Raw genomic sequence first — 11,465 nt, 5'->3', positions numbered from 1 at the left:
CACACGCATATGCATTGACAGTCATGCATGCCGAATGTTTTTATTGCTGCCTTGAAAAGTCGATTCACCAATCCGTTGGCGATTTTCAGCGAGTCGCTTCGCGACATTTTTCGGTGGCAGTGCCCTTCCCCATGGTGCCGCCGCGTTTTCACCCCTAGGAGTTTTGCAACATGATGGAAACACTCTTGTCCCGCTCGGTGCGTGCGATCTGCCTCGGCGGCATGACCCTCGGCATGACCGCTGCGATCGCACAGGAAGCTTCGGCGCCTCTGCAACGCGTTGAAGTGACCGGTTCGCGTATCCGCCAAGTCGATCTGGAAACCGCACAGCCGATCCAGATCATGAACGCGGAACAGATCGCGAAATCGGGTCTGGTCACGGTTGGCGACGTCCTGAACAACCTGTCGTCGGCCGGCGCGCCTGACTTCTCGCGCTCGGGCTCGCTGACCTCGAACACCGAAGCTGGCGGCCAGTACGTCAGCCTGCGCAACCTGGGCGCGAACCGCCTGCTGGTCCTGGTGGACGGCAAGCGCTGGACCCAGACCGTTGCCGGCTACACCGACCTGTCGACCATCCCGTCGGCCATGATCGAGCGCATGGAAATCCTGAAGGATGGCGCTTCGTCGATCTACGGCTCGGACGCGATCGCAGGCGTGATCAACATCATCCTGAAGAAGAACATGCAGGGCGGCCAGCTGTCCCTGTACACCGGCCAGAACGAAAAGAACGACGGCAAGAACAAGGACTTCTCGCTGACCTACGGCGCAGGCGACGACAAAGCATCGCTGATGTTCGGCCTGTCGCACACCGAACAAGGCGTCGTGTGGCCGGGCACCCGTCCACGCACCACCTTCAGCAACGGCCTGGCTCACCCGATGGCCGGCCTGGGCGCTGGTCCATGGGGCCGCATCACCCCGGTCAACCCTGCCAACGGCGGTTCGCTGAACCAGAACTCGCCAGGCGGCTGGAACCGTTACCTGAACCACACCGGCGACTGGACCGGCAACGGCGTCGGCGCGGACTCGCGCGACCCGAACAACTACCACACCTACACCGGCGCGTACGAAGACATGTTCAACTCGAGCCAGCAGATGCACCTGCTGTCGCCGAACAAGCTGGACACCCTGTTCGTCAAGGGCGAAGTGGCCCTGCCGAAAGACATGCGCCTGAAGACCACCGCGATGTACTCGCAGCGTGAGTCGCTGCGACAGATCGCCGGCTACCCGCTGCAGTCGACCTCGCAGGCCAACTACCCGGTCTACATCGACAAGGACAGCTACTACAACCCGTACGGCAGTTCGGTTGCCGGCGCCGGCATGGGCCAGGACCTGTTCTTCCAGCGTCGCACCATCGAGCTGCCACGCACCACCGAGAACGAAAACCGCACCCTGCACATCGACGCCACCCTCGAGGGTGAGTTCATGGTCAAGGACCTGGCGTGGAACTGGAGCGTTGGCTACAACCACAACAAGGTGTCGGGTACCGCGGCCGACAGCGGCAACATCAACCTGCTGAACCTGAAGAACGCCCTGGGCCCATCGTTCATGAACGCCTCCGGCGTCGTGCAATGCGGTACCGCCGCTGCGCCGATCGCTCTGGGTTCGTGCACCCCTTGGAACATCCTGGGCGGCCCATCGGCCTCGACCCCGGACGCGCTGGCCTACGTCAACGCGACCGGCACCAAGACCTACGGTTCGACCACCAACAGCGCCACCGCCGACCTGGCCGGCGAACTGTTCCAGCTGCCAGCCGGCGCCGTCGGCCTGGCCGTCGGTATCGAACACCGTGAAGTCAAGGGTTCGGACGTTCCTGACCAGTTCTCGCAGTCGGGCTACTCGACCAACCTGTCGGGCCAGCCAACCTACGGCCGCTACACCGTGCGTGAAGCGTACGCTGAGCTGAACGTCCCAGTGCTGAAGAACCAGCCGTTCGCAGAACTGCTGAGCTTCAACGTGGCGACCCGCCACTCGGACTACAGCAACTTCGGCGTGACCAATAACAGCAAGGTCAGCTTCATGTACAAGCCGGTCAAGGACGTGCTGGTGCGCGGTACCTGGGCTGAAGGCTTCCGTGCTCCGACCCTGGACGACATCTCGGGCGGCGGTTCGCAGTCGTTCGACACCTTCCTGGATCCATGCGACACCCGCTTCGGCGAAGCAACGCGTGACCCGGCTGTGGCACAGCGCTGCGCAAGCGGCTTCGGCGGCGTGGTCGGCACCCCGGTCAACTACCGTCAGCTGATGCAGGCAGGCACCCCGATCACGAGCGCAGGCGGCACCCAGTCGCTGGTGGCCTTCAACTCGGGCGCCGGCAATGAGTTCCTGACCCCGGAAACCGCGACCACCAAGACCATCGGCTTCGTGTACAGCCCATCGTACCTGCCAGGTTTCACCGTTGGCCTCGACTGGTACAACATCTCGATCGAAAACCGTATCACCGCCATCGGCGCTGACTACGTGGCCGAGGAATGCTACCTGCGCGGCAACGCCAACTACTGCAGCGCGATCGGTCGCGATTCGGTCACCGGCAACATCAACCGCCTGTCGCGCGGTAACGCCAACCTGGGCGAAATGGAAACCGAAGGCCTGGACCTGGCGATCTCGTACCGCCTGCCACGCACCGCTTACGGCCAGTTCGGCATCCGCAACGAAACTTCGTACGTCGACAAGTTCCGCACCCGCGACGGCGCAGATTCGGACTGGAACAACTACGCCGGCCTGTACCACTACAACCGCGTGAAGTCGAACACCTCGGTCGACTGGTCGCTGGGCGACTGGAGCGCCACCTGGGGCTTCCGTTACTACAGCGGCGCGAAGGACAGCTGCTGGAGCGTGAACCCGGCCATCGAGTGCAACATGCCTGACTACAAGAGCTACTCGTACGGCACTGGCGCGAACAAGCTCGGTTCGGTCACCATCCATGACCTGAGCGTTGGCTACCGTACCAAGTGGGATGCCCGCATCCTGCTCGGTATCAACAACCTGTTCGACAAGGCTCCGCGTACCGTGTACGAATCGCAAGCCGATGCAGCATACATCGACGTCGACCAGGCACTGGACCGCTTCTTCTACGTCCGCTACACCCAGAACTTCTAATGGAACGGGGTCGCAAGACCCCCTCCTGACGAGTTCCATGAATGCCCGTCCGGCCTTGCCGGGCGGGCATTTTTACTTTGCCGATCACCCTGCTCCGCCCGACGCGGTATCATGGCGGTTTGCCCGCGCCACGCGCGGCCCCATCCCCCACTGTATGACCATCAAACTCAAGAACGATAAAGACGTCGCCAGGATGCGCGTCGCCGGCCGCCTCGCCGCCGAGGTGCTCGACATGATCAAGCAATACGTCGTGCCCGGCGTCTCCACCGAAGAACTCGACCGCCGCTGCCACGACTACATCCGCAAGGTGCAGAAGGCCACGCCGGCCAACGTCGGCTACCACGGTTTCCCCAAGACCTTGTGCACCTCGATCAATGGCGTGGTCTGCCATGGCATCCCGAGCGAGAAGGACATCCTCAAGGATGGCGACATCGTCAATATCGACGTCACCGTGATCAAGGACGGGTGGCACGGCGATACCAGCCGCATGTATTTCGCCGGCACGCCAAGTCTTGACGCGAAGAAGCTGGTCGATACGACCTATGACGCAATGATGGCCGGCATCCGCGCCGTGCGTCCGGGCGCGCGCCTGGGCGACGTCGGCCACGCGATCCAAAAGCTGGCCGAAGGCGCCGGCTATTCGGTGGTGCGCGATTATTGCGGCCACGGCATCGGCCGCGTCTACCACGAAGAGCCGCAGGTGCTGCACTACGGCCGCCCGAACACCGGCCTGCTGCTCAAGGAAGGCATGACCTTCACGGTCGAGCCGATGATCAATATTGGCGAGGAAGACGTGATCCAGCTCGACGACGGCTGGACCGTGCTCACGCGCGACGGTTCGTTGTCGGCCCAGTGGGAACACATGATCGTGGTGACGAAGAACGGCTTCGAGATCCTGACGCCGTGGCCGGACGCCTGATCCGCCCGCATAGCGTTTAAAAGAGAAGAAAAAAGGCCGGACTCCTCGCGGAGTCCGGCCTTTTTTTTCATGCCCGCGGCGCACCGCGGGCAGGATTCAAGCTGGCAACTTAGAACTTGTAGTTGCCGGTGACGTACAGCTGACGGCCCAGTGGATCGGCGTAGCGCGGGTCGAAGCCGACCTGGTGGCCCGACGATGCACGCAGCGACAGAGGCGGCTTGCGATCGAAGATGTTCTTCATGCCGGCGCGCAGCGTGAAGGCATCGGTGAACGCGTAGCGGCCTTGCCAGTCGAAGGTCATGAACGACGGCACTTCCAGGCGGAAGCCGGTGACGTTCACGCCGGTGTCCAGGTTGCGCACGGTGGCTGCCGCATCGGTGTAGCCGTTACGGTAGTTGGCGATCAGCGAGTTCGACAGCTTGCCGGTGTCCAGCGTGGTCATCAGACGGACGATGTGGCGGAACGTGACGGCATTATTGGTGCCGAAGTAGTTCATGCTGTTGGTCCATTCGTTGGCGGTGCCGGCGCGGGTGTAGTCCGACTTGAGCATGTAGGTGCCGTTCAGGGTCGCCGTCAGGTTGCCGAAGCCGAAGCGATGGCGGCCGGTCAGGTCCCAGTCGATGCCGCGGTTATGGGTCTGGCCGATGTTCACCGACGAGCGCAGGAAGGCCCAGTAGGTGTTGCCGGTAGCCGGTTCGGTATAGGTGCTGAACAGCTGGCGGAACTGGTCCGGATTGGCCCAGGCCTGCTGCTCGCTCACCGCGCTGACCGCATCCTTGATCTTCACGTCCCACAGGTCCAGGCCTGCCGAGAAGCGCGACGACGGCTCGAAACGCATGCCGACGGTGAACTGCTTCGAGGTTTCCGGACGCATGTTCTCGTTACCCGACGACAGCACGTTGTACTGGGTGGTGCCTGGACGGCACAGGGTCGGATCCTGGATCGGGCAGCCCCACGACGACGCGGTGAAGCCAGCGTTGACCAGTGGCTGGGCGATGTCGAGCATGTCGGGCGCCTTGAAGCCGGTGCCGTACGAGCCGCGGAACAGCAGTTGCTGCGTAGGCTGCCAGCGCGCCGAGACCTTGTAGGTGCTCTTCGAGTGGTCGCTGCCGACCTTGCGGCCCCGGACGCCGTCGTCGATCGCCGAGATGGTGTCGTAGCGCAGTGCCGCGGTGACTTCGATCTCTTTGGTGACCGGCGCCAGCACTTCGACGAACGCGCCGGCGTTGTCACGGGTCAGGTCGTAGCGGGCCGGCGCGTTGAAGTTGTAGATCACGCCATTGACCGCATCGGCCGACGGATCCTGCTGGTAGTGGTATTCGCGGTAGTCAGCGCCGATCGCCAGTTGCGCGGCGCCGCCTTTCATGGCGAACAGCTCGTGCGAACCGCGCAGGTCGGCCGCCTTCAGGGTGGTCGAGGCTTCACGGATCGAGCCATGGAAGATCGAGTTCTCGATCAGCTGCTGGGTCGCGTCGCTCTGCTGGCCGATCGGGGCGAACGGATTGAAGGCGTTATTGGCCAGCATCGAGCGGAACTCGGCGTTGCGCATATAGCCGCCGACGTAGCGCTCGTCGATCGAGTTTTCCGACCAGGTCAGCGCGCCGCTGACGGTCCAGCCGGCGATCTCGCCGTCCAGGCCGGCCACTGCGTGCTTCGACTCGGTGATGGTCTGGCTGTCGCGGGTGCCCCAGTCATAGGCGCGGTAGTTGCCCGACACGGTGTTGACGCGGCCCAGCTGCTCGGCGCTCAGGTAAGGCGCCACGTACTGGTTGAACTGCGCCGAACCGGCGGCGATCGAGAACGGCGCGGTGTTCGGTGCGATGCGCGCGGTCAGGTCGAAGCGCGAGTAGGCGATGTCGGTGAACGCTTCCCAGTTGTCGCCGAGCTTCTTGGTGCCCTTGAGGAAGAAGCTGTCACGCTTGTTTTCCGGCACCATCTCGACGGTCTGGATGTAGTCGAAGGTGCAGTTGCGGGCGGTGGTGCCGTTGTTGTTGATGCTGACCACGTTCAGGTCAGGGCAACCGCCGTTGGCCAGCAGGTAAGGCGAGAAGCCGATCGACGGCAGCGCCGGCACGCCGGCCGGGTTGCGGAACGCCACGGTGACGTTGGCCGGCGCCGAAGCGGTGCTGGTGTTGTCGTAGACGTAGTTGGTGCCGTTGCGCGAGAACTGGCGGAAGGCGGTGCTGGCGAAGTCGCGCTTGGTCGACAGGATCTGGTCCTGTTCGTCGCGGCGGTAGCTCACCAGCACGTTCCAGCCGTCGGTATCCAGGTCGCCGAAGCCGTAGGTGGCCGCGACGTAGCGCGAACCGCCATCCTTGCCGGCGGTCGGCTGGCTGTAGTTGGCTTCGATGTCGCCGCCCTGCTGGTTCTTCTTCAGGACGAAGTTGATGACGCCGGCGATGGCGTCCGAGCCGTACAGCGCCGAGGCGCCGTCGGTCAGGATCTCGACGCGCTCGACGGCGCTCATCGGGATCGCCTGCAGGTTGACCGTGCTGCCCGAACCTTGCGGCGCCAGGCGGCGGCCGTTCAGCAGCACCAGGGTGTAGGATTCGCCGATGTCGTGGATCGAGGCCGACACGCGGCCGCCCGAGTTGGTGCCGGCGGCGATGGCGCCAATGGTGAAGCCCTGCATTGCAGGCAGGGTCTGGATCAGTTCCGCAACGCTGGTGGCGCCGGTCTTGGCGATCGCTTCCTGGCTCAGGGTCTGGATCGGCAGCGCGCCTTCGACGTTGATCCGCTTGATGGCGGAACCGGTCACTTCGACGCGCTGGATTGGCGCGTCCTGGGCAACTGCTTGGGTAACTGCGAGGCCGGCTACGAGGCCGAAGGCGAGCCGCACTGCGCGGGCACCCATTTTTTCTTTCAACATCATTGGCATCTTTCTACTATTTACGGTGATAAGACGCGCTCGCAACACCCAGGATGTGTCTCCCCTGCCCGGCGCCACGACGCGTCTTGATTATGCAAGTCAGCTTAGTTTATGTAACGCAATTTATCCCAAATGTAACGTTGCGTTGCTATGCCACTGGAGAGATTTTTGTATTTACTTCGCTTAATTTGTTTTTAACCTCGCCCAAATTGCCATTAAAACGATTAGTGGCAGCGCAGCATTTTTTTTGCGATACATATGACAATTACGAAACAATTCGTTGTGGAATCGCAACCAAAATAATGTTTGTTCGGCGAAAACGCATCCGCATTGCATGAAACACCACTACCGTAGATGCACAAAAAAACCGGCATCAGCCGGTTTTTCGATGGATTTGCACGTAATGCAGACGTAAAAAAGCCCTGGAGGCCAGTACGGCGTCCAGGGCTCGGGGTCGAACGGATTACTTGGCGTTCATCAGCGCGACGGTGGTGTCGAGCATGCGGTTCGAGAAGCCCCACTCGTTGTCATACCACGAGGTCACCTTCACCAGGCGGCCCGAGACCTTGGTCAGGGTGGCGTCGAAGTTCGACGATGCCGGGTTGTGGTTGAAGTCGACCGAGACCAGCGGATCGGTGTTGTAGGTCAGGATGTCCTTCAGCGGGCCTTCGGCCGCGGCCTTCTTCATGATCTCGTTGATTTCCTCGACGGTCGTGTCGCGCTTGGCGATGAACGACAGGTCGACGATCGACACATTGATGGTCGGCACACGGATCGCGAAGCCGTCCAGCTTGCCGTTCAGTTCCGGCAGCACCAGGCCGACCGCGGCGGCGGCGCCGGTCTTGGTCGGGATCATCGACTGGGTGGCCGAACGGGCGCGGCGCAGGTCTTCGTGCATCACGTCGGTCAGCACCTGGTCGTTGGTGTAGGCGTGCACGGTGGTCATCAGGCCGGTTTCCAGGCCGATGGCGTCATGCAGCGGCTTGACCAGCGGGGCCAGGCAGTTGGTGGTGCACGAGGCGTTCGAAATCACGGTGTCGGTCGACTTCAGCACGTCCTGGTTCACGCCGAACACGACGGTCGCGTCGACGTCCTTGCCGCCCGGGGCCGAGATGATGACCTTCTTGGCGCCGCCCTTGAGGTGGGCCGAGGCTTTCTCTTTGGTGGTGAAGAAGCCGGTGCACTCCAGCACCACGTCCACGCCCAGCTCGCCCCATGGAATTTCGGCAGGGTTACGCTGCGCGAACACGCGGATCGGATCGCCATTGACCGTCATGGTGTCGCCTTCGACGGTGACGGTGCCAGGGAAGCGGCCATGGGTGGTGTCGTAGCGGGTCAGGTGGGCGTTCGACTCGGCGTTGCCGAGGTCGTTGATCGCCACGATCTGGATGTCTTGTTTCTTGCCGCCTTCATAGAAGGCGCGCAGGACGTTGCGGCCGATGCGGCCATAACCATTGATTGCAACTTTGATCGTCATGCTGTGCTCCTGATTAGAAAAAAACTTTTTTCGTAACGAACATAGTAAAACGGGCCGCCCCTTCAGGAGCAGCCCGCATGCAGCGAATGCTTATGCTGCGATAACTTCTTTTGCTTTCGCGACGACGTTCTCGACGGTGAAGCCGAAGTGCTTGAACAGCACCGGCGCCGGCGCCGATTCGCCGAAGGTGTCGATGCCGACCACGGCGCCTTCCAGGCCCACGTACTTGTACCAGAAGGCGGTCACGCCGGCTTCGATGGCCACACGAGGAGTGCCCTTGGTCAGGACACTGGCTTTGTAGCTCGCCTCCTGGCGATCGAACACGTCGGTCGACGGCATCGAGACCACGCGTGCGGCGATGCCCTCGCCTGCCAGCGCGTCGGCTGCCTTGACTGCCAGTTCGACTTCGGAACCGGTCGCGATCAGGATCACTTTAGCATCGGCGCTGTCGCGCAGGACGTAACCGCCCTTGGCGATGTCGGCGACCTGGTTCGCTTCACGCGCCATGAACGGCAGGTTCTGGCGCGAGAAGATCAGGGTCGATGGACCATCCTTGCGCTGCACCGCCGCGCCCCATGCCACCGCCGACTCGACGGTGTCGCATGGACGCCAGTTGTCCAGGCCAGGGATCAGGCGCAGCGACGAGACGTGCTCGATCGACTGGTGGGTCGGGCCGTCTTCGCCCAGGCCGATCGAATCGTGGGTGAACACCGAGATCGAACGGATCTTCATCAGCGACGCCATGCGCAGGGCATTGCGGCTGTAGTCCGAGAAGGTCAGGAAGGTCGCGCCGAACGGGATGAAGCCGCCGTGCAGGGCCACGCCGTTCTGGATCGCCGACATGCCGAATTCGCGCACGCCGTAGTTGATGTGGTTGCCGGCGATGCCCGAACGCACAGGCACCGATTCCTTCCAGTTGGTCAGGTTCGAGCCGGTCAGGTCGGCCGAGCCGCCCAGGAATTCAGGCAGCACCGGGGCCAGGGCCTGGATCGCGTTCTGCGAGGCCTTGCGGGTGGCGATGGTCTCGGCCTTGTCGACGCAGGCGGCGATCGCCGCGTCCAGGGTCTTGCTGAAATCGGCCGGCAGGTCGCCCTTCATGCGGCGCTCGAATTCGGCGGCCAGCTCGGGGTGGGCGCCACGGTAGGCGGCGAACAGCGTATTCCACTCACCCTCGGCTTGCGCGCCGCGTTCTTTGGCGTCCCATGCTTCGTACAGCTCGGCCGGGATGTCGAACGGGATCGGATCCCAGATCAGGTGCTTGCGCACGGCGGCGATCTCGGCGTCGCCCAGCGGCGCGCCGTGGACCTTGTCGCCGCCTTCCAGGTTCGGGGCGCCCTTGCCGATGATGGTCTTGCAGCAGATCAGTGTCGGACGATCCGACTGTTTGGCCTGCTCGATGGCCGCGTCGATGTCTTTCACGCTGTGGCCATCGACCTTGGGAATCACGTTCCAGCCATAGGCCTCGAAGCGCTTTTGGGTGTCGTCCGTGAACCAGCCTTCCACACGGCCGTCGATCGAGATGCCGTTGTCGTCGTACAGCCAGATCAGCTTGTTCAGGCGCAGGGTGCCGGCCAGCGACGCCACTTCGTGCGAGATGCCTTCCATCAGGCAGCCGTCGCCCAGGAAGGCGTAGGTGTAGTGATCCACCACGTCGTAGCCTGGACGGTTGAATTCGTTACCCAGCAGCCATTCGGCCAGCGCCATGCCGACCGAGTTGGCGATGCCCTGGCCCAGCGGACCGGTGGTGGTCTCCACGCCCGGGGTGATGCCGACTTCCGGGTGGCCCGGGGTCTTCGAGTGCATCTGGCGGAAGTCGCGCAGGTCGTCCATCGTCAGGTCGTAGCCGGCCAGGTGCAGCAGCGAATAGTGCAGCATCGAGCCGTGGCCGTTCGAGAGCAGGAAGCGGTCGCGGTTCGACCAGCCCGGATTGGCCGGATTGTGGCGGTAGTGCTTGTCCCACAGCGCGACGGCAATCTCGGCCATGCCCATCGGCATGCCAGGGTGGCCCGAGTTGGCTTTCTGGACGGCGTCCATCGCCAGCGCGCGGATCGCGTTGGCCATCAGAGTGGTGGTTTGCGTAGATTTCATGGAGATCGTGGATCAGGGATTGGAAAGCGATGGCCCGCGAGGCCGTAGCCCGTTATTCTACCAGACCGGGGTGCTGCCGATTTAAAATGCAGGTTTATTCCTTCAACGCAAGCCCTCACCGCGAAGTCACAGAATGCCCCGTTTTTACTGCCCCCAGCCGCTCGCCGCCGGCCTGACCGTCGACCTGCCGGAAGCCGTCGCCCACCATCTGCACGTGGTGCGCCTGCAGCCGGGCGCGGCGCTCACCCTGTTCAACGGCGAGGGCGGCCAGTACCGCGCCACCCTGCTGGAAACTGGCAAGCGGCGCGCCACGGCGACGCTCGACGCCTTCGAGGAGGTCGAGGCCGAGGCGCCCTACCCCGTCACCCTGGCCCAGGGCTTGCCCGAAGGCTCGAAGATGGACTGGATCGTGGAAAAGGCGGTCGAGCTGGGCGTGGCCGCGATCCAGCCGCTGGCGGCGCAACGCAGCGTGGTGCGCCTGTCCGGCGAGCGGGCCGAGAAACGGCAAGCCCACTGGCAGGGGGTGATCGTGGCCGCGTCCGAGCAGTGCGGCCGCAACCGGCTGGCGCGGCTGCATCCGCTGGCCGATGTGCAGCCGTGGCTGGCGGCGCCGTCCGGGGGCGTGCGCATCCTGCTCAGTCCACGCGCCACCGAATCGCTGGCCGGCTGGGCGCGCGCCAATGCGGCGCAGCCGGTGACCTTCCTGATCGGCCCCGAAGGCGGCCTCACGCCGCAGGAAGAAAACGCAGCCGTCGCCGCCGGCGCCCTGTCCCTGTCGATGGGCCCGCGCGTGCTGCGCACCGAGACGGCCGGACTGGCCGCGCTGGCGGTGCTCGCCGGGGCCTGGGGCGGGATCTGAGCGTTCTGCAAAAAACACTCTTTAGTTAACGCAAAAACGTCGTTCCGGCGCAGGCGCACCGGTGTCCGGAATATTTATACGCAAAGTATGCATCGTCATCCCCGCGAAGGCGGGGATCCAAGTGAAATCACAGAATGTTCATGCTCTTGCGTTGCCCG

6 protein-coding genes are annotated in these 11,465 nt (G+C 63.4%); 3 read left to right on the top strand and 3 right to left on the bottom strand.

Features of this window, described 5'->3' with window-relative positions; translation table 11 throughout:
- Window positions 1–170: 170 nt before the first annotated feature.
- Both SOM61_RS04675 and map read left to right on the top strand, forming a co-directional pair.
- Window positions 171–3,095: a TonB-dependent receptor plug domain-containing protein gene (locus tag SOM61_RS04675; protein WP_320473014.1), complete on the top strand. Its 2,925-nt coding sequence runs from the start codon at window positions 171–173 to the stop codon at window positions 3,093–3,095.
- Window positions 3,096–3,249: 154 nt separating this feature from the next.
- Entirely contained in the window at window positions 3,250–4,014 is a 765-nt protein-coding gene (map, locus tag SOM61_RS04670) for a type I methionyl aminopeptidase (RefSeq protein ID WP_320473013.1), read from the top strand.
- Between the two features lie 109 nt (window positions 4,015–4,123).
- Here the strand turns inward: map and SOM61_RS04665 are convergent, their stop codons facing one another.
- The 3 genes from SOM61_RS04665 to tkt all read right to left on the bottom strand — a co-directional run bounded on the left by SOM61_RS04665 (window position 4,124) and on the right by tkt (window position 10,448).
- Complete coding sequence (locus SOM61_RS04665) at window positions 4,124–6,868, bottom strand: TonB-dependent receptor (protein ID WP_320473012.1); 2,745 nt, start codon at window positions 6,866–6,868, stop codon at window positions 4,124–4,126.
- A gap of 478 nt (window positions 6,869–7,346) precedes the next feature.
- The gene (gap, locus tag SOM61_RS04660; protein ID WP_320473011.1) at window positions 7,347–8,360 is read right to left on the bottom strand and encodes a type I glyceraldehyde-3-phosphate dehydrogenase; all 1,014 of its coding nucleotides are present in this window, start codon (window positions 8,358–8,360) and stop codon (window positions 7,347–7,349) included.
- Window positions 8,361–8,450: 90 nt separating this feature from the next.
- Window positions 8,451–10,448 (bottom strand): transketolase, encoded by a 1,998-nt coding sequence (tkt, locus tag SOM61_RS04655; protein WP_320473010.1) that lies wholly within the window; start codon window positions 10,446–10,448, stop codon window positions 8,451–8,453.
- A gap of 133 nt (window positions 10,449–10,581) precedes the next feature.
- Between tkt and SOM61_RS04650 the strand changes: the two genes are divergently transcribed.
- Window positions 10,582–11,307 (top strand): 16S rRNA (uracil(1498)-N(3))-methyltransferase, encoded by a 726-nt coding sequence (locus tag SOM61_RS04650; protein WP_320473009.1) that lies wholly within the window; start codon window positions 10,582–10,584, stop codon window positions 11,305–11,307.
- Window positions 11,308–11,465 lie beyond the last annotated feature (158 nt).

Source organism: Massilia sp. CFBP9012, assembly GCF_034045115.1.
GTDB lineage: Bacteria > Pseudomonadota > Gammaproteobacteria > Burkholderiales > Burkholderiaceae_D > Telluria.
Note: the sequence above shows the minus strand (reverse complement) of the source record. Positions and strands in the feature narration are given on the sequence as shown.

Excerpts from the sequence above, each read along its gene's own strand:
- gap (WP_320473011.1), bottom strand. The coding sequence starts at position 8,360 with ATGACGATCAAAGTTGCAATCAATGGTTATGGCCGCATCGGCCGCAAC.
- SOM61_RS04675 (WP_320473014.1), top strand. The coding sequence starts at position 171 with ATGATGGAAACACTCTTGTCCCGCTCGGTGCGTGCGATCTGCCTCGGC.
- tkt (WP_320473010.1), bottom strand. The coding sequence starts at position 10,448 with ATGAAATCTACGCAAACCACCACTCTGATGGCCAACGCGATCCGCGCG.
- SOM61_RS04665 (WP_320473012.1), bottom strand. The coding sequence starts at position 6,868 with ATGGGTGCCCGCGCAGTGCGGCTCGCCTTCGGCCTCGTAGCCGGCCTC.
- SOM61_RS04650 (WP_320473009.1), top strand. The coding sequence starts at position 10,582 with ATGCCCCGTTTTTACTGCCCCCAGCCGCTCGCCGCCGGCCTGACCGTC.
- map (WP_320473013.1), top strand. The coding sequence starts at position 3,250 with ATGACCATCAAACTCAAGAACGATAAAGACGTCGCCAGGATGCGCGTC.